The 26,260-nt window shown below is 43.2% G+C and carries 22 protein-coding genes; 9 read left to right on the plus strand and 13 right to left on the minus strand.

From position 1 onward, the window contains the following. Positions 1–68: 68 nt before the first annotated feature. Entirely contained in the window at positions 69–1,832 is a 1,764-nt protein-coding gene (locus tag QME03_RS10440) for a DUF349 domain-containing protein (RefSeq protein WP_281724313.1), read from the plus strand. A 56-nt stretch (positions 1,833–1,888) separates the two neighbouring features. Further along, positions 1,889–3,586, plus strand: coding sequence for a putative transporter (locus QME03_RS10445; RefSeq protein ID WP_025817430.1), 1,698 nt, complete (start codon positions 1,889–1,891; stop codon positions 3,584–3,586). Between the two features lie 340 nt (positions 3,587–3,926). Here QME03_RS10445 and QME03_RS10450 read toward each other — a convergent pair whose 3' ends face one another. The 4 genes from QME03_RS10450 to QME03_RS10465 are packed head-to-tail and all read right to left on the minus strand — an operon-like array spanning position 3,927 to position 6,176. Beyond that, a complete protein-coding gene (locus tag QME03_RS10450) occupies positions 3,927–4,790 on the minus strand; it encodes a hypothetical protein (protein ID WP_281724314.1) in 864 nt (287 codons plus the stop codon). Positions 4,791–4,800: 10 nt separating this feature from the next. Next, positions 4,801–5,238, minus strand: coding sequence for a DUF6108 family protein (locus QME03_RS10455; RefSeq protein WP_273147090.1), 438 nt, complete (start codon positions 5,236–5,238; stop codon positions 4,801–4,803). Between the two features lie 25 nt (positions 5,239–5,263). Beyond that, positions 5,264–5,713 (minus strand): hypothetical protein, encoded by a 450-nt coding sequence (locus QME03_RS10460; protein WP_281724315.1) that lies wholly within the window; start codon positions 5,711–5,713, stop codon positions 5,264–5,266. Next, entirely contained in the window at positions 5,706–6,176 is a 471-nt protein-coding gene (locus QME03_RS10465; RefSeq protein WP_281724316.1) for an RNA polymerase sigma factor, read from the minus strand. Before QME03_RS10465 ends, QME03_RS10460 begins: the two co-directional genes overlap by 8 nt. Before the next feature lie 1,314 nt (positions 6,177–7,490). On the opposite strand from QME03_RS10465, the gene QME03_RS10470 reads away from it, so the two are divergent. Then, the gene (locus QME03_RS10470; protein WP_025816237.1) at positions 7,491–8,324 is read left to right on the plus strand and encodes a FimB/Mfa2 family fimbrial subunit; all 834 of its coding nucleotides are present in this window, start codon (positions 7,491–7,493) and stop codon (positions 8,322–8,324) included. A gap of 140 nt (positions 8,325–8,464) precedes the next feature. Here QME03_RS10470 and QME03_RS10475 read toward each other — a convergent pair whose 3' ends face one another. After that, positions 8,465–9,232: an acyl-[acyl-carrier-protein] thioesterase gene (locus tag QME03_RS10475; protein ID WP_025816240.1), complete on the minus strand. Its 768-nt coding sequence runs from the start codon at positions 9,230–9,232 to the stop codon at positions 8,465–8,467. A gap of 365 nt (positions 9,233–9,597) precedes the next feature. After that, positions 9,598–10,749 (minus strand): OmpA family protein, encoded by a 1,152-nt coding sequence (locus QME03_RS10480; protein ID WP_025816242.1) that lies wholly within the window; start codon positions 10,747–10,749, stop codon positions 9,598–9,600. Positions 10,750–10,965: 216 nt separating this feature from the next. On the opposite strand from QME03_RS10480, the gene cobU reads away from it, so the two are divergent. The 5 genes from cobU (at position 10,966) to QME03_RS10505 (ending at position 15,754) form a co-directional block, all read left to right on the plus strand. Beyond that, positions 10,966–11,493, plus strand: a complete 528-nt coding sequence (gene cobU, locus QME03_RS10485) for a bifunctional adenosylcobinamide kinase/adenosylcobinamide-phosphate guanylyltransferase (RefSeq protein WP_025816244.1) — start codon at positions 10,966–10,968, stop codon at positions 11,491–11,493. 132 nt (positions 11,494–11,625) lie between these two features. Further along, positions 11,626–12,672: a nicotinate-nucleotide--dimethylbenzimidazole phosphoribosyltransferase gene (gene cobT / locus QME03_RS10490; protein WP_025816245.1), complete on the plus strand. Its 1,047-nt coding sequence runs from the start codon at positions 11,626–11,628 to the stop codon at positions 12,670–12,672. Beyond that, positions 12,647–13,465: an adenosylcobinamide-GDP ribazoletransferase gene (locus QME03_RS10495; RefSeq protein ID WP_025816247.1), complete on the plus strand. Its 819-nt coding sequence runs from the start codon at positions 12,647–12,649 to the stop codon at positions 13,463–13,465. Before cobT ends, QME03_RS10495 begins: the two co-directional genes overlap by 26 nt. A 14-nt stretch (positions 13,466–13,479) precedes the next feature. Beyond that, positions 13,480–14,010, plus strand: coding sequence for an alpha-ribazole phosphatase (gene cobC / locus QME03_RS10500; protein WP_025816249.1), 531 nt, complete (start codon positions 13,480–13,482; stop codon positions 14,008–14,010). A gap of 187 nt (positions 14,011–14,197) precedes the next feature. Continuing rightward, positions 14,198–15,754 (plus strand): PAS domain-containing protein, encoded by a 1,557-nt coding sequence (locus QME03_RS10505; RefSeq protein ID WP_281724317.1) that lies wholly within the window; start codon positions 14,198–14,200, stop codon positions 15,752–15,754. Between the two features lie 1,216 nt (positions 15,755–16,970). Here the strand turns inward: QME03_RS10505 and QME03_RS10510 are convergent. From QME03_RS10510 to QME03_RS10540, 7 genes are all read right to left on the minus strand, one after another. Next, complete coding sequence (locus tag QME03_RS10510) at positions 16,971–17,732, minus strand: HAD family hydrolase (protein ID WP_281724323.1); 762 nt, start codon at positions 17,730–17,732, stop codon at positions 16,971–16,973. 81 nt (positions 17,733–17,813) lie between these two features. Then, positions 17,814–19,163, minus strand: coding sequence for a glucose-6-phosphate isomerase (locus tag QME03_RS10515; protein ID WP_281724318.1), 1,350 nt, complete (start codon positions 19,161–19,163; stop codon positions 17,814–17,816). A gap of 43 nt (positions 19,164–19,206) precedes the next feature. After that, positions 19,207–20,046: a hypothetical protein gene (locus tag QME03_RS10520; RefSeq protein WP_281724319.1), complete on the minus strand. Its 840-nt coding sequence runs from the start codon at positions 20,044–20,046 to the stop codon at positions 19,207–19,209. A 16-nt stretch (positions 20,047–20,062) separates the two neighbouring features. Then, the gene (locus QME03_RS10525; RefSeq protein ID WP_273114923.1) at positions 20,063–21,058 is read right to left on the minus strand and encodes an NAD(P)H-dependent glycerol-3-phosphate dehydrogenase; all 996 of its coding nucleotides are present in this window, start codon (positions 21,056–21,058) and stop codon (positions 20,063–20,065) included. Positions 21,059–21,200: 142 nt separating this feature from the next. Then, positions 21,201–22,931 (minus strand): lysine--tRNA ligase, encoded by a 1,731-nt coding sequence (gene lysS, locus QME03_RS10530; protein ID WP_273147225.1) that lies wholly within the window; start codon positions 22,929–22,931, stop codon positions 21,201–21,203. A gap of 148 nt (positions 22,932–23,079) precedes the next feature. Then, complete coding sequence (locus tag QME03_RS10535) at positions 23,080–24,423, minus strand: NAD(P)/FAD-dependent oxidoreductase (protein WP_281724320.1); 1,344 nt, start codon at positions 24,421–24,423, stop codon at positions 23,080–23,082. A gap of 209 nt (positions 24,424–24,632) precedes the next feature. Then, on the minus strand, positions 24,633–25,091 hold the full coding sequence (locus tag QME03_RS10540; protein WP_273147220.1) for a copper resistance protein NlpE N-terminal domain-containing protein: 459 nt from the start codon (positions 25,089–25,091) through the stop codon (positions 24,633–24,635). Between the two features lie 160 nt (positions 25,092–25,251). Between QME03_RS10540 and QME03_RS10545 the strand changes: the two genes are divergently transcribed. Further along, on the plus strand, positions 25,252–26,148 hold the full coding sequence (locus QME03_RS10545; protein WP_281724321.1) for a DsbA family protein: 897 nt from the start codon (positions 25,252–25,254) through the stop codon (positions 26,146–26,148). The last annotated feature ends 112 nt before the right edge of the window (positions 26,149–26,260 follow it).

Raw genomic sequence — 26,260 nt, forward strand, 5'->3', positions numbered from 1 at the left:
ACTTTTTTATCTAAGTTTGCACCACAATCACCAACGTGTAATCGTTATAATCAACTAAATCATAATAAATGATGGACTCTCAAGAGAAAGCCCTGCTAGAAAGCGCAACAGACGACACTAGCAAAAAGACCTATAAGTCTAAAGAAGAAATTCTCAAACGTGCAACAGACATTGTAGCAGAGAACGAAACACCCGACAAAGAGGAAATAGATAACCTGAAAACCACATTCTACAAGCTGCACATCGCTGAGCGCGATGCCGAACAAAAAGCATATTTGGAGAATGGCGGTGATCCTAACACGTACCAAGTGCTACCCGACCCTGTTGAAGAAGCTTTTAAAGCACAAATGGGCGTAATTAAGGAAAGAAGGGCTAAACTCTTTCTTGAACAAGAACAAGAAAAACAAGAGAACCTCCAAAAGAAAATAGACATCATAGAGAAAATTAAAGCCATGGCTACATCTCCCGATGAAGCCAACAAATCGTATCAAACCTTTAAGGAACTGCAACAACAATGGAAAGAAATTAAGTCGGTTCCTGCAGAAAAGGCTAACGAATTGTGGCGTAACTACCAACTCTATGTTGAACAATTCTACGACTTACTAAAACTCAATAGCGAAGCTAGGGAATACGATTTCAAGAAAAATCTGGAACTCAAAGAGAAACTTTGCGAGAACGCTGAACGTTTGGCCGAAGAAAAAGACACGATTAGCGCTTTCCATCAATTGCAAGAACTACATCAGGAATACAGAGAAATCGGTCCGGTTTCGAAAGAGTTGCGCGAACAAATTTGGGCACGCTTCAAAGCAGCTTCTTCGGTAATTAACAAGCGCCATCAACAACATTTCGAGGAAATGCGTGCTAACGAAGAAGAGAATCTGGCCAAAAAAACTGCGCTCTGCGAAAAAGTAGAGTCGCTAGTAGCAGCAGAAAACAAAGGTGCTGCCGACTGGGAAAAGTGCACAAAAGAAATCATCGATATACAAGCAGAGTGGAAAACCATTGGGTTTGCTCCACAAAAGATGAACGTTAAGATTTTTGAACGATTTAGAACTGCTTGCGACATATTCTTCTCGCGTAAAGCCGAATTCTTTAAAGGCATGAAAGAGAAGTATGCCCAAAACACAGAAAAAAAGAAAGCATTGGTAGAAAAAGCTCAACAACTCTCTGAAAGCACCGACTGGAAGTCGACTGCCGACAAGCTTATCGCCTTGCAAAAAGAATGGAAGACCATTGGAATGGTGCCTAGAAAATTGGGCGATAAACTATGGAATGATTTTATTGCTGCCTGCAACCACTTCTTTGAAGCTCGTAGCGCTGCACATGCCGACACAAGAGGCGAGGAGCGCGAGAACCTAAGCAAGAAAAAAGCAGTAATTGCAAAACTTAAAGAGATGTTAGGTAAGGCACAAGACAATGCTGCTGAAACCATCAAACAGCTAATTGAAGAGTATAATGCCATTGGACATGTACCCTTTAACGAGAAAGATAAGCTTTACACACAATTCCGTGAAACAGTAGATAAGCTCTATAAAGAACTGAACATATCTGCAGCCAGTCAAAAGCTAGACGACTTTAAGAGCAACCTGAGGAACCTTGCAAAGAAAGGTGTAGACGTGGTTGACAACGAGCGAGGAAAACTGATGCGCCGTTACGAGGCATTGAAATCGGAAATTCAAACCTACGAGAACAACCTTGGCTTCCTCACAGCTAAGAGTAAGAAAGGTAATAGCCTTGTTGACGAGATGAATAGAAAAGTGGAAAAGCTGAAAGACGATATGCAGCTTGTACGCCAAAAGATAAAAGCTATCGACCAACAAGAGCAAGACTGAAAAGGATAACAAACAACATGTATAACAAATAAAAACAACCCTATCCTCGTAACACAATGGAATGGTTAACAAACCTCTTTAACAACAACGACTCAGTAGCGCACATTGTACTGCTTTACTCCATCGTCATTGCTGGCGGTGTGCTGCTCGGTAAAGTAAAAATAGCGGGTATCTCGCTAGGAGTAACTTTCGTTCTGTTCGTTGGTATCTTAGCAGGGCACATCAAATTCACTGCGCCCACCAACATTCTTACATTCATGCAAGACTTTGGACTGATACTCTTTGTCTTCTGCATTGGTTTGCAAGTTGGTCCTGGTTTTTTTGAAAGCTTCAAGAAAGGTGGCATCAAGCTCAACTTACTATCAGTGAGCCTCATCTTATTGAACGTGCTTGTGATGTTTGCCTGCTACTTTATCTTCTTCGACACAAAGGATCCAAACACACTCCCCATGATGGTTGGAACACTGTCGGGTGCAGTAACCAACACTCCTGGTCTTGGTGCTGCCAACGAAGCACTAACTAGTTTGGATGCTTCGTTCCCAAATGGCTTGCCACAGATTGCTTCAGGTTATGCTTGCGCCTATCCTTTAGGTGTACTAGGCATCATTGGTGCGACCATCGCCGTTAGGTATATTTGCCGTGTAGACTTGCAAGAAGAAGAAGAAAAACTTGCAGCACAAGAGGGTGAAGACCCACACGCAAAGCCTTATATCATGCACTTGAAAGTGAACAACTCGTATCTAGACGGCAGAACTCTTGGAGAAATTTCTGACTTCTTGAACCGTGACATGGTGTGTACTAGGCTCTTACACGAGGGAAAAATTGTTATTCCCAAGTCGGATACCATTTTCTCGCTAGGCGACGAAACACTTGTAGTGTGCGCCGAAAGCGATGCGGAAGCAATACAAGCCTTTATCGGCGAAAAACTCGATGAAGAATGGGAATACGAAGATAAAGAGCAACCCATGGTGTCTAAACGCATTGTGGTAACTCGCCCCGCTATTAATGGTAAGTTGCTGCGCGAAATGCACTTCTCAAGTGTATATGGTGTAAACATCACACGCATCACTCGTCAGGGAATGAACCTCTTTGCTAGTCGCAATCACCGCTTTCAAATTGGTGACCGCGTAGTGGCAGTTGGTCCAGAAGACCACGTTAACCGCGTTGCAGAAGTTCTTGGTAACTCAATGCGCCGTCTTGATGCACCTAATATTGCTACCATCTTCATTGGTATTATCGTGGGTATCCTCTTCGGAAGCATCCCCGTAAACATCCATGGCATCCCTGCTGCCCTCAAATTGGGTATCGCTGGTGGTCCATTGGTTATAGCCATTCTCATTGGTCGATTTGGTTATAAGTTCAAATTGGTTACTTACACCACCACTTCGGCCAACCTAATGCTGCGCGAAATAGGTTTGGCATTGTTCTTGGCGAGTGTAGGAATTAAGGCTGGCGCACACTTCTGGGACACCGTTATACAAGGCGATGGTATCAAATATGTGTACACAGGCTTCCTTATCACCGTGATACCAATCCTAATTGTAGGCACAATCACCCGAATAGTGTATAAATTCAACTACTTTACCATTATGGGTATGCTTGCTGGTACATGCACCGATCCACCCGCTTTGGCTTATGCCAACCAGATTTGTTCGAGCGAAGCGCCTGGTATCGGCTACTCCACCGTTTATCCACTAAGTATGTTCTTGCGTATTTTCACGGCGCAGCTCATTGTACTCTTCTTCTGCGGATAAAGTTAAAGTAGTATATCATCAGTTGGGCGAAAGAGTCCCACATTTATAGTTAATTAAAGCCTGCAACCAACTTCTCTGGTTGCAGGCTTTTTATTACTGGACCGTATCAGCCTTACACTGTTTTCACCAATTCGGTAAAAGTTCATTAACCTTCGTTTCTACTATGGTCTTGGTAATCTTTTGATATATTCAGAAATTCAATGCTGATGACGGCATGTGTCCATTAGCAACTAATTTGTAGAGTTTACCCTGTTACGCAAATTGGAAAGAGCCGACATGAACGACAAAATATAAGGTGAAAACCTATCTAGTTTTCACCTTATTACAATATATCGTCGAGCTAAAACATCAGGCCAAACGACAAAGTTCTGAACTTAGGTCCGTAGCCATCGCGCAACAAGTTGCAAGGACTATACTTGAAATAAAAGTCAGGAACACCACGAATAGAGAATGTACCCATGAAATCAACTGTAACTGGATTGATACGTACATCTTTGTCTACATCTTTCAACTGGTGACCATCCTTTTCGTAGCATGTTTTCAAGCTACCATAAGTGTTGAAATTGATAACAGGACCAAGGCTGAAACCAAACCATTTGCCTTCATATCCATAGCGAATAGGAAGGTTGACGCTGAAAACTTTGATACGAGAGAACTGGGGATTACTGCCCGCGGGATAATTGTCGAGGGCAACCGAGCGGTTGTCTTTCACGAAACGCAGGTCATCAGTCATGCGATAATTTCGCCAATCGAGCCCCAATCCCATTGAAAGAAAGTGATTGTTTCGCCACGGGCGATAGGTCCAATCGGTTACAATCCACCACAATTCCCATGATTTGAAAGGCTGAATGTCGGCACTTGTTGGCATTCCCACGGCGTTGTTGAAGCCCACAACGAAGTGAGTCGATAACTCTGACCTTGATTTTTTCCTCCGTGGCTTACTGAAACCTGCAATAGAGAAGCTCCAAGTGTCGTCATTGATGGTTGAAGTGCTCACGTAATTACTGTCAACAAGCTGAATGTTACTCACGTAATGAAAGGTTTGATTACCCTCTTTACCCCACACTTCCACACTTTGTACAGAGTCACCAGTGATGATTTTCACTTTCCGAGGCCGTTCAACAACCACCGTATCATTGTCTGATGGTGTGGCTTTGGCAGCCAAGCTGAAGGCCAATGCCACGTAAACGAAGATCTTTTTCATAACTATATCTTTAATGTATTAGTTTTCTGAGTTCGGCAATACTTTCCACTTTGCCTTCCATATATACCACGGTAATCATGGTCGTTCGCCCTTTTCGGCAGGTGACATAGCACAGGTAGCGGTTCATATTGCCCAGTTTGGGTAGGGTCATGATAAGGGTTGTCGTGCCGTTTCGGGTGGTTTGTTCCGTTCCCAGGGCCGTTTTGCAGTCGCTGTCAACCAAATCGTCTACAACATTTCGTTGTTGTTCGGTGGCATTGAAACGAATACTGCGATAGAAATCAAGTTTGTATTTGCTGATGGCACGGCCTTTCACCCTGACGTCTACCATCTCTTCGTGCGGCACAACCTTACCTTGAAAGAGGGCGTTCACGTTCAAACCTTGCTGAGCATGTGCCCCAAAGGCTAGAAGTGCCACAATTGCTGTTAAGAATAAACGAAGTTTCATAACGATGTATTTTATCTTATTCCATTTATTGGTTTCCGAAGATGTCGTGCAACTGACCGTCTACGTTTGGTTCACCATCCTGACGAATGGTTTGCAATGTTTCGTCTACCTCTTTCATTACGGTGGCGGGGGCAGTCACATGCTTATTGTAGATGTAGGCCTCGCAATAGTCCTGTGGTTCCGTTCGCCACAACATACCGCCCACCCCAGCCACTACAAGCAAAGCAATCGAGGCAGCAATGCCGATGAACAATGGGCGTGAAAGCAAACCATGCAGCAAAGGTTGTACTTTATGCTGATGCTGCTTGGGTGTACACATGACTGCAATCGAGCGGAAATATTCGCGCATAGGTAGCAAGTCTTCTGATACCTCATCGCCTGAAAAATAGCAATAAAGCTTACATTCTTCATCAAGTGTGGTGTCACCATCCATGAAACGAGCCACTAAAATCCTGATTTCTTCGTCCTTATTCATTGCATTGTTGTTTTAATTGCTGTCTGATGGCTTGTCGTGCACGGCTCAACGCCTTTCTGACAGCCGTTTCATTACTCCCCGTGAGTGTTGCTATCTCACACATTTCCATGCCTTCCATGTGACGCAGCCGCATGATTGTCTGCTGCATCGTGGGCAGTTTGTCAACAAGCTGCATCGCCTTTTCGTAGCGTTCGTCGCATGTTGGTTCGCTTTCCGCCACGTTTTCGGGAATATCAATGGTGGTTTGGAGTCGCCGTAAACAATCAATACAGCGGTTTCTCACCAGCACCAAAGCCAAAGGCCCCATGGGAATACGCAGCTTGTCGAGCAATTGCCAGAGCTTCAACAACACATCCTGCACAACATCCTCAGCCTCCTCGCTAGCTTTTAGATAGCTGCGAGCAACTGAAAGCATGCGCGGACGGTTGCGTTCCACCTCTTCTTTATATTCGTCGACGGTCATTTGTTGTTCTCTTATTTACTTATAGTACGCAGGAGCTTTCCTTTTGTGACACAAAAATACGTTTTTCTTGCATTAAATCAAAAAAAGAGAATTGAAACTATTCATTGCTCATACATCGTAGGGCGTTACGGATTAAACAGACCACATCAGCTTGTAAGGATAAAATGCTTAACACCCTAATATATAAGGGTTAACCTGATTACAAACTAAGCATTCATTGCGTAACGTTGAGGTTTGTAAACAAAGCAACAACACTACACTCGAAATGTGATACAAGTATGGCGATGAAACCGTCTTGCTTTTTAATATTTCTATAAATTGAGCATTGTTTGTTACCTTTCAGATGCCAACACAAGATAAGCAATCCTCTCATTTACGAAGTGCTGTACAAATCAACTCGCAGGTTTATAAACTCACGAAAATCCAACAACTTCCGAATGAACCAATTCATCAGCCCAGAAACTCGTCAACTCAAAAAATTATAAACTCATCAACTAACCAACTCAAAAGCTTAAATTATTATCTTTTATTTTACAATATCACTCTAATTTTCGCTTCGTTCTAGCGAAAATATAGGCTCAAAAGTAGGTAAATGGCCACTATTTCTAACCTTTCACGCCATTCGTTTTGTCTATTTTTAAGCAAAGAACCTGCATTTTGCACCATTTTGCCTTTCTAGTTTGTCTGCCAGCTCGAAATTTTTCATGTCCAATAACGCACTTTTTCCCCTAAAACCCCACTTTTTAATGGCTATTTTGCCCCTCTGAGCTATGTATTTAATGATTCTAAGAGGTTTTGTTTATACCATTACAGCGTATTTTTATGCTTTTCGGCTTCCATTTAGCACCATTTTGACTTGCATTTAGCAGCATTTTACCTTGCGTTTTGCACCAAAATGCCTTGCGTTTTGCACCAAAACGCACTACATTTAGCACCAAAACGCACTACATTTAGCGGCAAATAGCCCCGAAAGAGGTGCAAATGGCGACCTATTGAAATAAATATTCATTTTGCCGAATGTACATGCTAAACTTTTTTTGCATCAAAACAAACCTTCGCGAGAATCGATTTTTTGCGGCAAGGTGTGCGCTTGATGAGCGGAAAGGGCACTCATAATGTTAAATTTCTTACTGAAAACCAGACAAAATAGGTGCGCCACATACAGGCGTATGACAACGGGACGGAACGCATGTACGATTACGACCGCCAGCGCGAGCAGTATAAAAAATGGGGTAGTTTAGCGAAACATTTCAAAAAGAAATATGGTGTTTATCTTTTTTTTACTACTTTTGTAGTGACTAAAACCTACATATCATGACTAACAAGAAACGATTGGCATACGTGTTTACTTCTATTTTGGCTTTGTTACTTGTAGCTTGCGAGAAGCCATTAGTTGAAAACGAGCAGGAAAAAGTGAAAGATACCGATGGTGTAACGCTCATTTTTGAAGCTCCAACAGCAGAACCATACGCCGAAATTGGTGGAGATGGTAATACATGCGCTATTAAAAATGCACCTTTAACCCAATTAAGCGTGTGCGTATTTAAAGACGGTAAACGCGTAAAAAGCGTGCATCTGTCTGCAGACAATGAATTGTTTATGAAACCATCTCTGCAACTAGACGATGGCACCTATACTGTTGTGGCTGTGGCACACGCGGGAATTGACCATGCAACGATTAGCAAAACGCAACGTATAGCGTTTCACAAAAATAAAGTTACGGACACCTATATGTATAATGGGGAAATAACGGTGAGTGGAAATAACACCTTAACCCTACCTATGACTCGTGTAACAGCCAAGTTTCAATTGTGTGTAACAACTCCTCTCCCCAAAGACGTCACACAAATAGAGTTTAGATATACAGGTGGTAGTAGCACATTAGATGCTAAGAGCCATGAAGGATGTGTAAATTCGCGACAGACTGAGACACGCGAGGTTGATGAAGAGATGAGAAAATCGCCACCTACCTTTGCCATATACACCTTTCCACGTGCTGACAGTGATGGCCTTAAAATAAAAGTTTACTTCAACGACAAGAGTGGAAGAACGTTATTCGCTGCTGACTATGAAGAAGTACCTGTAATGGTAGGAAAAAAGACCAGCTATAAATGCGAACTTCCGAAAGACTTTGTTGATGCGTTGTAACTGAAATAAAGCGATTGTGGCTAATGAAAGCACCAAACGTATAATGTACATATCTTTAAAACCTATACGAAAATCTTTGGTTTTAAAGGCAAGTACAAAACAACATGGTGCTTAAAGCAACAAGTTATTTATGATAAAATCTATTTCTCAGCCCACTTAACTGCTACACGGCATGCTTCAGCTGTATTTCCATCGGGTGTACACTTCACAATACGATAAAGTTCATCCCCAGGCGAAACTTCTTCCTTAAAATAATGTAGCACGTCTCCAAAATGACTTTCAGCCACATAAGCCACATCAAGGCGTTTAACACGGTAAGTGCTATGCCAAGATTCAGGCATTAAGTCGAATAGATGTTCTAGATATTTTACGCTATTAATGTGCCCGTTAATATCTACATCGCTGTAATGTGTCTCAAACGAGCCCACCAAATCGGCCTCTCCACCCATCTTTACCCTAGAAGAAGCATCAATGGGGCAAGGTTTTTCTGTATCAACATAGTTCACAATACTACCCTCTTTTATGGCAAGTATATCAGCTGGCTGACGTGTTTGGGTGTCAATCATGGCCCATACGCTGCGACCATAACCATAAACTTCACCTGTTTGCGCATCTGCCATTTTAAAATTACGATGGGTAAAGAAGCGCATCACACCATCAACCCATGTTTCCACGTTCATCCGAGAGTAGGCTTTAGGCAAACATTCAAGTTCTATAGCCAATCTAGAAAGCACCCAAGTTTTATGAATTTCATTCAAATAGGTCATGCCAAAGCCTCTATCATTAGAATGAAAGTCGGCTGCATTGAGCAGATGATTACCCAAATGTCCTACAAAAAGCCGTTGCGAGAAGTCGCAATGAAAGGGTTCTACTAGGAATTCGTACTTTCCTATTTTATCTAGTGTCATAATATTCAATGGTTTTAATATAAAAAATAACAACAAAGCCTTGTTTCCCGCATTAGTCAATAGACAAAATAATAGCCATCTAAGACCCAAACTACAGGTACGAGCAGCCTCTTTGCCCCATTAAGCTACTGCAAAGATAGTCAGAAAAAACGTTATGTCACTTGTTTGTCTGAAATAAATAAGAACTTTGCACATATTACGCGGAGTGAACCTTCAGGTTTGTGCAAGTGCTCGACTATTTAAAGAACACAAACAAGCTGCAACACAACACTCCAACAATCGCTTTAAGCACATTCACTACTACAAAAAAAATCCCGACACGCTTTAGCATGTCGGGATTTATCTTTATCTACTATTTACGAATATTATTCGCCTTTAGCGTTGTCGTTGAAAGTAGCAACACGGTTGAACGAAACTTCTTCGAACAGCGTGTCGGTTACACCCATACCCTTAGTGGTAAGGCGGCTAGCTGCAATCTTATATTTCTTAACAAGTGCATCCTTAACGGCTTGAGCACGAGCGTCAGAAAGTTTTTGGTTCAATTCGGGGCTTCCTTCAGGTGAAGCATAGCCACGGATTTCAACTTTAGCTTCGGGGTGATTTCTCATATACGAAGCAATCAGTTCCAGCGGAGCGTATTGTGCAGGGTCGATAACCGACTTACCTTGACGGAAAAGAACAGTGGGTTGCAGGTTGGTAACTGTTTCCGATTTCACGTTCTTAATAATCGTCTTAGGTTGGTTGTTGCAGTCGTCAAGAGCCTTTTGCAAGTCAGCAATTTGACGATCCTTCTCTGCCAAACGGCTATCTTTACCGTTCAAGTCGTTGCGGAGGTTGTTGATTTGAGCGTTCAAACCATCGATTTCAGCTTGGTCGCGAACTTGAGCAATTTGGAAGTTGTGTGTACCGTTTGAGTTTCCAAAACGATAAACCAAACCAGCATTGAGCTGAACACGAGACTCATCGAGGTTATACTTCAAGCCACTGTAACCTACTCCATTAAGAGCATAATAGATAGCGGGCTCGATATAAGCTTGGAATTGCTTCTTAGAACCGAAGTTGAAAGCAAAGTCAAGAGCTACCTTAGAGGTAAGATAGTTTGCATTGTCGAAACCTTTGTTGTTGAAAGTACGTTCCCAACCAAAGCCATACAAACCGATAATCTCGAATGCACGTGGCTCACCTTTGTAACCACCGAACCAGTTGCTGAAGTTAACGGTTGCCAAAGCAGAAGCGTTAATTTCGCGAACGAATGTTCCCCTTGACTCCCCTGGTTTGTTAGAGAAGTATGCGTTACCATCCAATGCTACACCAAATACAGGAGTAAAGTAACGACCAATACGCAAACCTGCATTAGGGTTGAGGTTGTGCATCCATCTAACACCTGTAGTATTAGTAGTCAAACCACCATTAATTCCAACATAAAAATTGTCGAAAGTTTTGCTTTCTGTTACTGTTTGTGCAGAAACAGTTGCTGCCATAGAAGCGGCAGCGAAAAGAGTAAACAACTTTTTCATTTCTGAATAATTTAATTTGTATTATCTTAAATCTCAATCTAAACGGTTGCAAAGGAAAATAAAAATCCTGTAAGTACCAAATAAAACAGCAAAAAAAAACAGTTTTACCCCCTAAAATCCCCAAAAAAGAGATAAAATAGAACAGAAATAGCAGTTAAACCAATAAAAAAAATGCATTTCAATGCACTCTTTCACCTTTTTTTGTAACTTCGCATTATGAAGAAAATCATATTGATTACGGGAGGGCAACGTTCTGGTAAAAGTGCTATTGCAGAACGCATGGCTCTTGATTTGTCGCCTTCTCCTGTCTATTTGGCTACCGCTCGTGTTTGGGACGATGAGTTTAAACAGCGCATTGTCAAGCACCAAGAGCGGCGTGGAGACTGTTGGACCAATATAGAAGAAGAGAAAGCACTCAGTAAACACCGCTTATATAATAAGGTGGTGGTGGTGGATTGTATCACGTTATGGTGCACCAACTTCTTTTACAACGAGCATAGCGACCCCTCTGCTTTGCCCGATGTAGACAAAATTCTTGAGGAATTGAAAACCGAATTTGACAAATTCACGGCGCAAGAAGCTACTTTTATCTTTGTCACCAATGAAATTGGCAGTGGCGGTGTGAGCAACAATGCCCTACAACGCAGATTTACCGACCTACAAGGATGGATGAATCAATATGTAGCCTCTAAAGCCAACGAAGTTTATCTCATGGTTAGTGGCATAGCAGTAAAAATTAAGTAGCGTAAGTTTTATTTTCAACATTTTGTTCACGCAGACTTTACCTTTCGCCACCCTATCTCCGCAAATCATTTTCCTGCAAAATCCGAAAACAACACATACGTCACCCCGGCTCAAAATCAAAATTTTCGAACAATGACACACTTCGACATACCGCCATTAACACTCAATGAGTCTCTCATATGGCAAAAGATAGACAACCTCAACAAACCCAAAGGTTCACTAGGAATGCTTGAAACCCTTGCTTTCAGAATTTGCCGCATACAAAATACGTTGTCGCCTACCCTTTCTCATCCATGCCATCTGCTCCTTGCAGCCGACCATGGCATCGAGCGCGAAGGCGTAAGCGTGTCGCCCAGAGCGGTAACTTGGCAACAAATGATTAACTTCACAAATGGTGGAGGAGGTGTAAACCTCTTCTGTAAGCAACATGGTTTCGAGCTCACGCTAGTGGATATGGGCGTAGACCACGACCTTTCGTCCCATCCTTCAATACTCAACCGTAAGATAGATAACGGCACACGTAATTTTCTTTACGAACCAGCAATGACCAAACAGCAGATGCATCAAGCACTTCAAACAGGATTTTCACTGGCAGAAACCTGCCACACCAAGGGTTGCAATGTGCTTTGCCTTGGCGAAATGGGTATCGCAAACACCTCGCCATCTAGTATTTGGATGAGTATTTGGGGAAAATTGCCCCTCAAGAGTTGTGTGGGAAGTGGGTCAGGACTAAACACAGCGGGCGAAAAACATAAGTTGACCATTCTTGAACAGGCCGTTAACAACTTCGAACGCCAACCCCTACCCCACAACGACCCTTCTACCATCATCCAATATTTCGGCGGTTTCGAGATGGTGGCTGCCATTGGAGCGATGCTTCGTGCTGCCCAACTGCGCATGCTGGTGCTTGTTGACGGCTTTATCATGTCTGCTTGTATGTTAGCCGCTAGCCGCTTACAACCCGCTGTGCTTGATTATGCCATCTTCGGACACTGTGGCGACGAACTCGGACACCGCAAATTGCTCGAACTGATGCAAGGCCAGCCCATCTTACATCTGGGAATGCGTCTAGGCGAAGGCACTGGCGCACTGTGTGCCTACCCCATTATCGAGAGTGCTGTACGAATGATTAACGAGATGAATAACTTTAAAGATGCAAATATCGACAAATACTTCTAGATGGTACGACCGTCCTTGGGCGGCCTTCATCTTCTTCACCCGACTCCCTTTCTGGCGTTTACATCAGCCACCCAAAGAAGCTTACACCTCTGTCGTTGAATTTTGGCCACTCACAGGATGGCTCACTGGCGCGCTAATGGCTACCATCATCTGGTTTGGTTCAAAGGTTATGCCCTTTCCCATCATTCTTTTGGCTGCCATAGCGGTGCGTTTATTGCTCACTGGCGCACTTCACGAAGACGGGTTAGCCGATTTCTTCGATGGTTTTGGTGGTGGCGGAACCAATCGCACACGCATTCTAGCCATCATGAAAGACTCGCATATCGGCACTTTCGGCGTTCTGTCGCTCATCTTTTATTTCGCCTTATTATTTTCATGCATGTATGCTCTTGGCCCGTTATATGCTTCTGTCGTGGCATTTGCTGCCGACCCATTCTCTAAAATGGTGGCCGGACAAATAACCCAACTCCTTCCTTACGCCCGAACCGAGGAGCAAGCCAAGGCACACAACATCTATCGCAGGTTCAATGTATTTGCTGGTTTATCGCTCATGATTCAAGGACTCTCCCCTTTTGCAGCCCTACTCTACTTTGATTACCATTGGGGCAATGCACTGTTAAATTGGAATTACCTAGTGGCAGCGCCCTGCTTCACCATGTTTTTTCTTTACATGCTAATGCTTCGCCGTATCAAAGGCTACACGGGCGATTGTTGTGGAACCGTATTTCTACTCTGCGAACTGGCTTTTTACTTAACCGCCGTTGCACTACTTGCCCCTTCGTTCACCCTCTAAAATTGTTTTGTTACATGGAAATCATTCTCGTAAGACACACCAGCGTGGCCGTACCAAAGGGCACTTGCTATGGCTGGACCGATGTTGAACTATCCAACACCTTCGAACAAGAGGCCACAGCCACACACAAGGCCTTACTCGATTATGCCCCTTTCGATGCAGCATACACTTCACCGCTTAGCAGAGCCACCCGCCTTGCTACCTTTTGCGGATATAAAGACGCTACCACCGACCTGCGCTTGCGCGAAATGAACATGGGCGATTGGGAGATGCAACGCTTTGACGAGATAACCGACAGCAACCTACAACGCTGGTACAACGATTATATGAACGTGCGAACAACCAACGGCGAAGGATTCCCCGACCTCTATTCTCGTGTTTCAAGCTTTCTCAACCAGCTCAAAATGCTACACCATCAACGGGTTGTGGTGTTCGCACATGGAGGCGTTTTGGTGTGCGCAGGCATCTACGCAGGATTGTTTAAACGCGAAAACGCCTTCCAAAACCTCACTCCATTTGGCGGATTGCTAAAAATCAACATCTAAACTGCCCATCAATCGCACAATGAATATAAAACATTACGTGCAGATAATCTTACCTCTTTATACACAGAGAACATTTCAAATGCTCAAATATTAACTTATTTTAATTCTATAAAGTAACAAATGTTACCAAACACCTAGCAAATTACGCATAATTTTGCAAAAAATCAGAATAAAGACAGCACAAAGCATGGAACATACAATGAAAGGTTACCTACCACCTATGGACCCCGAAAAGCTTAAAGCGCTTTTCGAAATTGAGAATGCATTTAAGGCCGGACAACTTTCGGCCGACGAAGCCCGGTTGCAAATCAAACAACGCGTTGGCAAAGTTAGCGCATACCACGTGGCTTATATCGAGCAAACCATGACCGAAGAAAGCAGCGACGAATGCATTCGCGAAGACGTACATGCCATCATCAACATGCTAGGCGACCAAATAGATAACACTTTGCCCAATCTTCCAGCCAACCACCCCATTATGCATTACCTTAAAGAAAACGAGGAAATGAAACGATTGCTCTTGGCGGTAGAAGACTTGGTGCAATACCCTATGATAAAAAACCAATGGCTTGAACTTTATGACAAGATTAGCCAATACCCCTTACACTACAAACGAAAACAAAACCAACTTTACCCCGTACTCGAACGCAAGGGATTTACACGCCCCACAACAACAATGTGGACCTTCGACGACATGGTGCGCGATGAAATTCGCGAGGCCGAACGCCTGCTACGCGAAGACCAAGAAGACGCGTTCATCAAACAGCAAGAACGTGTTGTGCTCTACACACGCGACCTCATGGAGAAAGAGGAGTTTATTCTCTACCCCACATCGATGGCCCTTATTAACGAAGAAGAGTTTGAAGACATGAAGAGTGGCGACCAAGAAATTGGTTTTGCCTTCTTCGAGGTGGAACACAACACCTCTGAAACAAAAACAGAATCTAAACCCAATCAACACGATAACTTTGCAAACGACCTCCAAACGCTACTAGCTAAATACGGATACTCGGCTGGTGGAGACGAAAAACTGGAGGTCACCACGGGTAAACTTACACTCGAACAGATAAACCTCATCTACAAACATCTGCCTATCGACATTTCGTTTGTGGATGAAAACGAACTCGTTTGCTTCTATTCGGATACCGACCACCGCATTTTCCCTCGCAGCAAAAACGTCATCGGACGAGAGGTGATGAACTGCCACCCACGAAAAAGCGCCCACATCGTGCGCGAAGTGATAGACAAACTAAGGAGCGGTGAACAAGACAAGGCCGAATTTTGGATTAACAAACCTGGCCTTTTCATCTACATCTATTACGTGGCTGTACGCGATAAGGATGGAAAGTTTCGCGGTGTACTAGAAATGATGCAAGATTGCACACATATACGTGCCTTGCAAGGGTCGCAAACGCTACTCACTTGGAGCTCAGGCAAAACTGCTGAAACCACCAAACAGCCTGATGAAGCAGCAAACCAACTGGATGAGAACGCTGAAACAGGAGACGACGAAGCTACAAATGCACCTATAACAGACATCACACCGCAAACGCGCCTCAAAGAACTGCTCAAGCAATATCCCATCCTTAAAGATAAACTAGCTGACATCAACCCCAAATTTAAAATGCTAAACACGCCTCTAGGCAAATTAATGATGGGTAAAGCCGATGTGCAAACCATGAGCGAACGCTCGGGAATGCCACTCAACAAGCTTATAGAAGAGTTGAAGAAACTTGTGAAATAACATCTCAAATAGGTATTAGAAAGGGTAACATCCGTCCGCCTGCCGAATGCTCAACAACATTCTCGCAGACGGACTTTTTGTTTATGCACTTCAATACAACAACTTACTAAATCAACAACACTACAAAAGCATCAAATATTCTTGCCTCTTTCAAGATTGAGACTGCTCCCTTTGTAAAAGTGTAAATTAAAGCGCACAAAATTTAACACTATGAGTGCCGTTTTTGCAACCAATTGCTCACGCAGTTGCAAATATTCGATTCTAGCAGAGGTTTATTTTGAGATAAAAAGACTTGACAAGTAAATATTGGAGAAATAGTTTCTTCGTTACAAAAACCGGGATTTGGGTCAGGAAACAAGCAGTTTTAGCAAATAAATCATGCTAAATGTACCAAAATGCATTGCAATATGCTGCTAAATGCAATGTAAACTCGTGCTAAACGCAGTGTGTTTTGCTGCTAAACGCAAGGTAAAATGGTGCTAAATGCAAGGTAAAATGGTGGTAAACGCATATTGCCCATGCACTTAAATCTTTACAAAAGACAACTTTTTTACACATTAAAGGTGAAAAAACAAACAAATAACACGACCTTTTACCTACTAAAAGCTGTTATTTCGACGATGAAAAAATGCAATCTTCACACCAAACAGGAAGGTAAAAAGGTATTAATTGCACCTACAAACCCCGAAAACGATGTAAAAGAAAAAACAAAGAGCCGATTTTTAAGACAAAAACCGTACTTTTCAGCATAAGTTTACGCTAAAAAGAGTTGAAACGAAAACTATTCTTGTAAAATAAACAAACCAAATTTAACAAACGAGGAAAGTAACAGTAGCCTAGCATCAACAACTTCTGTGAAGCCTAATGATAGCATAAATATAACTGCAGCTCTCCACATTTGTTCGAGAGGACAATGCTTTAAAAGTATAATTGACGATAAAAGCAAAGCCAGCTTTTGCAACAAACCACCCCGATTGTAGTTACCATAAATGCCCTATTGCAATTAAATAACAACAATTCAGCAACCCAATCATATACTCACTTACAAATGCGCACTTAACAACAACCTAACAAACTTTCAAACAGCGTTTGAAGGACACCACAGAGAAGTGCAAAAAACGTATTAGGGCATAGCAAGTAGTTTTGCCCTACCATCAAAAACACGTCTTACCCAACAAAATCAACCAGCCTCGCCTTGCCTCGGCAAGCTTTGCAATTAAAGAGAGCCAAGTTTATTCACCCAAATATCGCGTAATTGTGTCATTCGGTCGAACACAATATTAGCTCCTTCTCCGGCCAAAGTAGCATTTGGCAAGAGGCCACTATTAACAGCAATGGTAAAAATGCGTGCAGCCACACCCGCTCGCACACCCATTGGTGCATTTTCAACAACAAGCCCTTGCCAAGGTTGCAAGTTACCAGCCTTCTGCAACCCTATTAAATAAGGGTCGGGCTGTGGTTTTCCGCGTTTTACATCATAAGCCGACACAATTTTATCGGCTGTAACAAATCCCTTAAAATCGTGTTGCAAACGTTCAATCAAAGGCAGTTGTGCGCTTCCTGTAACCACGACAATAGTCATGCCAGATGCCTTTATCTTCTCCATCAACTCTAAAACGCCCTCCATAACAGGCGCTTTGGGTAGCAACCCAAAAAGTCGAGCCTTTTCATCATACATCATTTGTGCCTCGTCTTCCGTGATGTCACGTCCCTGTTGTTCTTTAACCATCTGTGTAATGGTTTCAACACCGCGCATTCCTTCTGTGGCATACACATCATCGACCGTCATTTTCAGTCCAAACTTACGCATAGCCTCCTGCCAACAACGCGCATGGTTGGGCATAGAGTCATACAACACGCCATCCATATCGAAGAGCACAGCACGCGGTTGGAAGCATTCAAAACCCTGATTATCCAAATACAGTCTCACTTCCTGCTCGTGTCCAAAGGGGAGATTGTGCGAAGTGTGAGCATACATCTTGTTCATTTGCGAATATAAAAACAAGCAAAACGCCTCTTCGTTTTTATCAGCGAAGAGGCGTTTCGCAAATTAAAGCGTTTATTTCAGACGTTCTTTTATAGCCTTACTTTCGGCTTCGTAGCCAGGTTTGTCTAGTAAGGCAAACATATTTTTCTTGTAAGCCTCAACGCCAGGCTGGTTAAATGGGTTCACACCCAGCACGTTTCCGCTTATACCACAACCTATTTCGAAGAAATAAATCAATTGTCCGATATAGTATTCGTTCAGTTCGGGCACAACAACGCGAATATTTGGCACGCCACCGTCAACGTGAGCGAGCAGCGTTCCCAGCTCGGCCATTTTGTTAACCTCGTCAACACGTTTTCCGGCAAGGAAGTTCAAACCGTCTAGATTCTCATCATCACTGGGGAACAACAGTTTCTTTGCGGGTTGTTCAACACTTATAACGGTTTCGAAGATGCTGCGTTCGCCCTCCTGAATCCATTGCCCCATAGAGTGCAAGTCGGTGGTAAAGTCGCATGCAGCGGGGAAAATACCCTTGTGTTCTTTACCCTCGCTTTCGCCATAAAGTTGCTTCCACCATTCGGCAATGAAGTGCAACTTAGGCTGATAGTTCACCATTATCTCTATTTTCTTACCCTGCTCTGTGTATAATGCATTGCGCACAGCAGCATATTGTGCAGCAATGTTCTCCTCAAAAGGCACGTTTGGAGCAGTGGCTTTCTCCATATCGGCAGCACCATTAACCAAAGCCTTGATATCAAAACCAGCACAAGCGATGGGCAAAAGACCCACAGGTGTGAGCACAGAGAAACGTCCACCCACATTGTCGGGTATCACAAAGGTTTTATAACCTTCTTTATCTGCTGCAGCCCTTGCAGCTCCGCGATTGGCATCAGTAATAGCAACGATAACGTCTTTAGCCTCGGACTTGCCGCGTTGTTCTTCGCATTGCTTCTTTAGCAAACGGAATGCGAGAGCAGTTTCGGTGGTGGTACCCGATTTAGAGATGTTAATCACACCAAAACGCTTACCTTTTAGATACTCAGAAAGTTCGAAGAGATAATCTTCACCAATATTATTTCCTGCAAAAACAATTGTTGGATTTGCCTTATCACCTACAAGCCAAGCAAACGAATTGCCCAGCGCTTCGATAATGGCACGTGCACCGAGGTAGCTGCCACCGATGCCTGCCACAACGATTACTTCGCATTTCTCACGCAAGGTGTTGGCAACGGCCTGCACTTCGTCTAGGAATTGGGGTGTGATAGAGCTGGGCAAATGCAGCCAACCCAAAAAGTCGTTACCAGGGCAAGTGCCATTTTCAAGCGCCTCTTGCGCCGCTTTCACTTTCGGCTCGTAGGCTTTCACTGCGCCCTCACTAAGAAATTGGGCGGCTTTGGTGATGTCTAATTGAATACGTTTCATTGTATTTATCTTTTAAATTCTACGTTTATCTTATTATTGCAACCTATTCCTTTGGTATTTCCTCAATCTTAATGACAGGTTTATCACCATCCCAATAAGCGAAGAGGCATTCACAAGCTGTGCTATAAACATAAAACGACTTCATACCAGCAATATCTCGCCCGTAAAGAAGAAAGTTACAAATGTCTGTTGCAGTGATATAGGGGTTGTCTTTAAGGTGAGAATGAATTGTGGATACTACAGTCTTACCGTTGTGGTTGGTTTGTGTTGGAATTAATGAACGGTGATAACGGCGGAAAGCGACAAGACGATTGTCGTTGGTAAAGTCGAAACTGTAATCATTCCCAAAGGGAATAATGCCCGGTTTTACCGTTCCCGTCAGTAGATATAACCGTGTTATATGGTCGTTAATGCGAATGATATCAGCGTTAAACTGTCCGAACTCAGGTGAGACACCTTTGATACTATCTGCCAATTTCCACATTTTAGCGACCAAGACATCTTTCCGTACAACAAGTTCTTTTTCTTCTTGTGTAAGCGGACGAACAGAATCAACAGCGATAAACTTTGGGGATGATGTCTCGTATCTTAACTCATATAAGCTGTTTTTCATTGATTTGTCGCAAAAAAAGGCAATGATGGTGCCGTTTTTGGCCCTGTAAGTCATTTGTCCACCCATCTCTTCCCTTCCATGATGTGCAAGAAAGAGGTCGGTGAGTTCCCAATTCAGTTTTTCAAATAGATACAATTGATGTCCTTCCTTGATGATGCTGTCATTGATGGCAGCCAATGTTTCTGGTGAAGGAAGACTGGTTACGATCTTTTTTGCATCGGCTATTAAGGTGCAAAGAAAGGACATCAAAATAAGAATAGCCTTTTTCATATCGTGTGGTGTTTAACTATCTAAAACTATCGGTGAGCAACTTTATCTCCACTTGGGGTGAAATTTTCTCGTACAATATATTATATACAGCATCGAGAATGGGCATGTTCACGTGCAGATGTCTGTTTGTTTCCTTCATACACTTGGTTCCGAAATAGCCTTCAGCAATCATTTCCATCTCTATTTGAGCACTTTTCACGCTATATCCTTTACCAATCATTGTTCCAAAGGTGCGGTTTCGCGAGAAATTAGAATAGCCAGTAACCAGCAAGTCGCCAAGATAAACACTGTCGTAGACATTTCGTTCTAGCGGATGAACAGCCGAAAGAAAACGCGCCATTTCTTGAACAGCGTTGGCCATAAGCACAGCTTGGAAGTTGTCGCCATACTTTAAGCCACTGCAAATGCCTGCAGCAATGGCGTAAACGTTCTTAAGCACCGACGAATATTCAATGCCCACCACATCTTGGCTGGTCTTGGTCTTGATAAAATCGCTGCTTAATATCTCGGTGAAGGCCTTTGCCTTCTCCTTATCAGCACAACCAACTGTGAGATACGACAACCTTTCAAGAGCCACTTCTTCTGCATGCGAAGGGCCACCGATGCAAGCAATGTTGGCATAAGGTACATCGTACACTTGATGGAAGAACTCGGAGCACAGCAAATTGTCTTCAGAGATAAGTCCCTTGATGGCCGTAACCACAAACTTATCGTGCAAACGTGTCTTCAACTTTTTGAGATGGCTTTTCAAATAAGGCGAAGGAGTAACAAATACAAGCGTGTCGTAGTTTTCAACAATCTTGTTGATATCGCTCGAAAAGTAAATTTCGTCTACATCAAAATGAACACTCATTAAGTAAGCAGGGTTATGTCCCAAGCGCTTGAAGTCGTCTATACGGTCGTCGCGGCGCATATACCATCCTATGTGATGCGTGTGTCGCACCACAATTTTGGCAATGGCAGTAGCCCAGCTACCACCTCCCACAATTGCTATTTTACCGCAGTTGAACATGGTTAAGTGAAAGGGTTAAAGGTGAAAAAGAGCGAGGAAGTGAGCAAATAACACCCTATGAACCTCGAAAAACAAGGCAAAGAGGTGGAAAGGAAAACAGTGGCTCTTGCCTTTTGCGTTCCTTTTCACCTCTAATTGTGCCTTAACCTTCGTTAGCCTTGTCAATCCAAGCTTGGAAGGTATCCACCTTCGGGTTTTCGTACCCTAATTTATATTTTTTGTTTACGTTACAAACGTCCATTTGCAGCTTTTGTGCCTTCACTTCTTTAATATCTGAGATGAGGTTATATCCCGCTTTATTGAACACAGGTACCCATTCGGCAGGTACGCCTAGCGCTTGCCATTCGGCCGTTGTGCTCTTGGGCATCGTTTTTTCGGGGCGCATTTGCGGGAAGAGCAACACCTCTTGAATGGTGGTTTGTCCCGTCATGAGCATTACCAAGCGGTCTATTCCAATGCCAATACCCGATGTAGGAGGCATACCATATTGCAAAGAGCGTAGGAAGTCTTTATCAATAACCATTGCTTCGTCGTCGCCCTTGTCGGCCAGTTTCATTTGTTCAACGAAACGTTCCTCTTGGTCAATTGGGTCGTTAAGCTCTGAATAGGCGTTAGCAAGCTCTTTTCCATTGACCATCAGTTCGAAACGTTCGGTCAATCCAGGCTTAGAACGGTGCATCTTTGTAAGCGGACTCATCTCTACGGGGTAATCGGTGATGAATGTAGGCTGAATAAACTGTCCCTCACAAAATTCACCAAAGATTTCGTCAATAAGCTTTCCTTTGCCCATTGTGTCGTCAATCTCAAGTTTGAGTTCCTTGCACACCTGTCTAATTTCGTCTTCGGTCTTACCATCGAGGTCGTAACCTGTTTTTTCTTTAATTGCTTCGAGAATGGGTAAGCGACGATAAGGCGCCTTGAAGCTGATAGTTTTTCCGTCGACCACGCTTTCGGGTTTGCCATTAACGGCCACGCAGATGGTTTCTAGCAAGCGTTCGGTGAACGCCATCATCCAGTTGTAGTCCTTATACTGCACATAAAGTTCCATCAGCGTGAACTCTGGATTGTGCGTTCTGTCCATTCCTTCGTTACGGAAGTTTTTACCAATCTCGTAAACACCTTCAAAACCGCCAACGATAAGTCGTTTGAGATAAAGCTCGGTGGCGATGCGCAGATACATTTCTTGGTTAAGTGCGTTGAAGTGTGTGATAAAGGGGCGTGCAGTTGCTCCGCCTGCAATGCTTTGCAGCGTGGGAGTTTCCACCTCGGTATAGCCAGCTTCGTCGAAGAATTGGCGCATGGTGCTTATTACCTTAGCACGTTTCAAGAATGTTTCTTTGATACCTTCATTTACAACGAGGTCTACATAACGTTGACGGAAACGCAATTCAGGGTCGTCGAACTTATCATAAGCCACCCCATCCTTGTACTTCACGATGGGAAGCGGTTTGATACTCTTGCTAAGCAGTGTGAGTTCTTTAGCGTGAACCGATATTTCACCTGTTTGCGTGCGGAACACGAAACCACGAACCCCCACAAAGTCGCCGATATCGAGCAGACGTTTGAACACGGTGTTATACAATTCTTTATTGTCGTCGGGACAAATATCGTCTCGAGTGACATACACCTGAATACGCCCTTTGGAGTCTTGCAGCTCCATAAAACTGGCCTTTCCCATTATACGGCGCGTCATCATACGTCCGGCAATGCACACTTCACGTTGCTCGTCGTCGCTAAAATTGTCTCTTATGTCGGTTGAAAAAGCATCAGTGGGATACTCTGCCGCGGGATAAGGGTCGATACCCAAGTCGCGCAACTCTTGCAGGCTCTGTCTTCTTACTATTTCCTGCTCACTTAGTTCTAATACGTTCATACTTTCTTACTAATGTGCTTTATGATTGCAAAAGTACGAAAAAAAAGTGAAAGGGTGAGCTTCCGCCCTACTAAGTTTTAGACTTTGTTGGCTTTCGTTGGTTTGTTGCGAGCCATTTGGGCTATTCTTCGCTCTCACTTTCTTCCGTTTATTGTTGTAAAAGGTCTTCACCCCAGTGGTTTTTTGTCTCGCGTTCTTCTCTGTCGCGTATCTCTTTAGCCTTCTTGGGATAGAAAATCATACGCAATGATTGGTTGTAATTAAAATAGTTCCACATCCAATTGAGCAGAACCACCACTTTATTGCGTACACCCAGTATGGAACGCAAATGCACAACGAGCCACATAAACCATGCCCAAAAGCCTTTCATCTTTATTTTAGCAAACTCGGCTACGGCCTTATTTCGCCCAACGGTGGCCATTGTTCCTAGATTTCTGTATTTAAAGGTAGTCAATGGTTTTCCCTTTGCCATGCGTTTGAAGTTTTTAGCAAGGTTATTTCCCTGCTGAATGGCTGTTTGCGCCAATTGTGGATGTCCGTTGGGATAATCTTTATCGCCTTCAATAATACACTGGTCGCCTATACAAAACACGTCGTCGAGTCCTTCAATCCTATTAAATACATCCACTTTAATGCGCCTTCCACGCCCAAGATGGACTTCATCAAGGTTTCCCACCTGCTGTGCTGCCACACCACTCACCCAAATAAACGTGCGAGTAGAGATAGAAGAGCCATCGGCCAACACCACCTTGTGGTCTTTATAATCGGTTACCATCTTGTTCAGCAAAATGTTTACACCCATTTCTCGTAAATACTTCTCTACAGCTTCAGACGACTGAGGCGACATAGCTGAAAGCAAACGGTTGCCAGCCTCGATAAGATAGATGTTCATCAAACTGGGATCTAGGTCATGATAATCGCGTGGGAGTATTGTTTGTTTCATTTCAGAGAGCACTCCAGCAATCTCAACGCCCGATGCTCCACCACCCACAACAACCACATTGAGCAGTTCTTGTTGTTCTTGTTTTGTAGAACAGGTGATAGAACGTTCTATATTCGACAGGATGGCGTTTTGCAAACCCATGGCTTCGTCTACCGTTTTCATGGGCATAGCCTCTTCTTCAACATTTTTATTTCCAAAAAAATTGGTTGTAGCTCCAGCAGCGAGCACCAAATAATCGTACTCCACCTTTCCTATTGAGGTTTGGAGAAGTTTTTTTTCGGGATAGATGGCCCGCAGTTCTGCCATTCTAAAATAAAAATTCTTACGTTTTTGAAAATTTCTTCTAAAAGGAAAAGAAATAGAACTGGCTTCCATCCCTGCTGACGCCACTTGATAAATAAGAGGTGGAAACTGGTGATAGTTGTTTTTATCAATAAGTATCACCTGATAATCGGTGCCTTTCAGGCCATTAGCCACCTGCAAGCCACCAAAGCCACCGCCAACAATGACAATACGTTTGCGTTTGCCTTTCTCTACATTCAAACTCATACAGCTATGATTTACCTAAAAACAATCTTTGATTGGGCTTTGCCCTGCATGCAAAATTACATAAATTATTGTGTAATAAAGTAAGTATTAGAGTAAAAATGCGATGCAAAACAAATTGTTTATACACCATAGCTTAAAAAAATATCCCGTACAGTTTGGCAAAAACCACACTGCACGGGATAAAAATAGTTATTAACTGGTTTAGGGAATTACTTAACCACCTTCAAGTCGTAGTTCATTCCGCTAGCAGCCTCTTCGAGTTGGTCGTTAACAACGCTCAAAGTAGCGTCGTCTTTAACGAGCAGATAAAGAGCGTTGTCCTTATCCATAGCCAGCTTGTAAGCTTTAACGGCCTTACCATTAACTTCTTTGTTGATGGTTTCAACGTCACCAGTGTAGGTTTTCACGTCGTCTTTGCCGTCTTTAGCTTGCAAATAAACTTCTTCGAGGGTGAAGGTTTTTGCTGAGTCGCCAGACAAAGTAACGGTATACTTGATACCAGGACCATCGGCTGCGGGGATAGTTCCGCTATAAGTAACACCTGCAGCAGCAGTTGTATCTACAGCCATTATTGAGTCCTTTGAATTCTCTGCGGTTGCATTTTTGCCTTTTTGTTGGCAAGATGCGATAACTGCGCATGCAGCTACCATCATAAGTAACTTTTTCATGTTTCTCTTTGTTTAAATATAAATCGTCTGCAAACTTAGGACAAAAAACGCATAAAACAATCATTTGTATTCATAAAAGAGTTTAAAATGATGGAGAAAAGTTGTTTTATGAGTAACTTTGTGCTCAACAACATAAACTAACAATATTAAACAGCAGAACATGAGTAAAGTAATCATAACAAATGTAACCGACCCAGTGTGTCCTTGGTGTTGGGGCGAAGAACCTTATTTCAGAAAATTGGAAACCCATTTCCCAAATCTTATCACTTGGAGAAACGTGATGGGCGGACTGATAGAGGACATGAATAAGAACAAACCAGCCGACATGGATGCCACCGCTTATTATAATAAGGAGAACAAAGACTTTATAAACCACTGCCTAGAAACGGCCGAGAAACACCATATGCCTATTAAGGTAGAGGGATTTAAACTATTTTCTGAAACCGAAAACTCATCGTTCCCCCTTTGCATTGCCTTTAAAGCAGCGCAAATGGCCAACATGGAAAAGGCCGACCTTTTTCTATATAACTTGCGTGCGGCAGCTATGGCAGAGGCACGACAGGCTATAACCGAAAGCGAGCTGATAGCCATTGCCGACGAAAGTGGCATTGACATCGCTGCTTTTCTCGACCCGCTCAATGATGGTTCGGCTGAAAAAGCCTTTTGGAAAGATGTGGAAGAGGCCATTAGCATGAAGGTTGAGGTGTTTCCCACCTTTGTTTTCGAATACGAAGGCAAAAAGATGCCCTTGAAAAGTTTTCGCGATTACAACACCATGACTGCCATAATTAAGGCCGTTAGCGAAGGAAAACTCCTGCCACAAGCTGTTACCTACTCGCCCGAAGCTTTGTTCGGACTAATGGAAACGCACCCCCGACTGGCAGCCGAAGAAGTGAAAGAGGCGTTCGACTTTGTCGATATTGAGGCAATGGAGACAGCCATTGCACCACTTCTAAATACAGGCGAACTGATAAAACAACCAGCCGACAATAGCTATTTCGTAAGAAAACCAGCCAAAGGCATGGCTTGCGACCTTAAAACGGGCATTTGCAAATAAACATCCTACAGAGAAAACACTGCCTGGTTGCAAACGTTATCACACTACAAGGGATGTTTTGGCATATGCTGAATATCCCTTGTAGCATTGATTTAGCACAATCTCCCCCCCC

It is taken from the genome of Hoylesella shahii (genome assembly GCF_937990675.1).
In the GTDB taxonomy this organism is placed as follows: Bacteria; Bacteroidota; Bacteroidia; order Bacteroidales; family Bacteroidaceae; genus Prevotella; species Prevotella shahii.

Coding starts and splice junctions, on each gene's coding strand:
- QME03_RS10445 (WP_025817430.1), top strand. CDS start 1,889: ATGGAATGGTTAACAAACCTCTTTAACAACAACGACTCAGTAGCGCAC.
- QME03_RS10535 (WP_281724320.1), bottom strand. CDS start 24,423: ATGAGTTTGAATGTAGAGAAAGGCAAACGCAAACGTATTGTCATTGTT.
- QME03_RS10495 (WP_025816247.1), top strand. CDS start 12,647: ATGCAAATATCGACAAATACTTCTAGATGGTACGACCGTCCTTGGGCG.
- QME03_RS10515 (WP_281724318.1), bottom strand. CDS start 19,163: ATGAAACGTATTCAATTAGACATCACCAAAGCCGCCCAATTTCTTAGT.
- QME03_RS10520 (WP_281724319.1), bottom strand. CDS start 20,046: ATGAAAAAGGCTATTCTTATTTTGATGTCCTTTCTTTGCACCTTAATA.
- QME03_RS10455 (WP_273147090.1), bottom strand. CDS start 5,238: ATGAAACTTCGTTTATTCTTAACAGCAATTGTGGCACTTCTAGCCTTT.
- QME03_RS10460 (WP_281724315.1), bottom strand. CDS start 5,713: ATGAATAAGGACGAAGAAATCAGGATTTTAGTGGCTCGTTTCATGGAT.
- QME03_RS10480 (WP_025816242.1), bottom strand. CDS start 10,749: ATGAAAAAGTTGTTTACTCTTTTCGCTGCCGCTTCTATGGCAGCAACT.
- cobC (WP_025816249.1), top strand. CDS start 13,480: ATGGAAATCATTCTCGTAAGACACACCAGCGTGGCCGTACCAAAGGGC.
- cobT (WP_025816245.1), top strand. CDS start 11,626: ATGACACACTTCGACATACCGCCATTAACACTCAATGAGTCTCTCATA.
- QME03_RS10465 (WP_281724316.1), bottom strand. CDS start 6,176: ATGACCGTCGACGAATATAAAGAAGAGGTGGAACGCAACCGTCCGCGC.
- QME03_RS10505 (WP_281724317.1), top strand. CDS start 14,198: ATGGAACATACAATGAAAGGTTACCTACCACCTATGGACCCCGAAAAG.
- QME03_RS10470 (WP_025816237.1), top strand. CDS start 7,491: ATGACTAACAAGAAACGATTGGCATACGTGTTTACTTCTATTTTGGCT.
- QME03_RS10545 (WP_281724321.1), top strand. CDS start 25,252: ATGAGTAAAGTAATCATAACAAATGTAACCGACCCAGTGTGTCCTTGG.
- cobU (WP_025816244.1), top strand. CDS start 10,966: ATGAAGAAAATCATATTGATTACGGGAGGGCAACGTTCTGGTAAAAGT.
- QME03_RS10510 (WP_281724323.1), bottom strand. CDS start 17,732: ATGTATGCTCACACTTCGCACAATCTCCCCTTTGGACACGAGCAGGAA.
- lysS (WP_273147225.1), bottom strand. CDS start 22,931: ATGAACGTATTAGAACTAAGTGAGCAGGAAATAGTAAGAAGACAGAGC.
- QME03_RS10540 (WP_273147220.1), bottom strand. CDS start 25,091: ATGAAAAAGTTACTTATGATGGTAGCTGCATGCGCAGTTATCGCATCT.
- QME03_RS10525 (WP_273114923.1), bottom strand. CDS start 21,058: ATGTTCAACTGCGGTAAAATAGCAATTGTGGGAGGTGGTAGCTGGGCT.
- QME03_RS10475 (WP_025816240.1), bottom strand. CDS start 9,232: ATGACACTAGATAAAATAGGAAAGTACGAATTCCTAGTAGAACCCTTT.
- QME03_RS10440 (WP_281724313.1), top strand. CDS start 69: ATGATGGACTCTCAAGAGAAAGCCCTGCTAGAAAGCGCAACAGACGAC.
- QME03_RS10450 (WP_281724314.1), bottom strand. CDS start 4,790: ATGAAAAAGATCTTCGTTTACGTGGCATTGGCCTTCAGCTTGGCTGCC.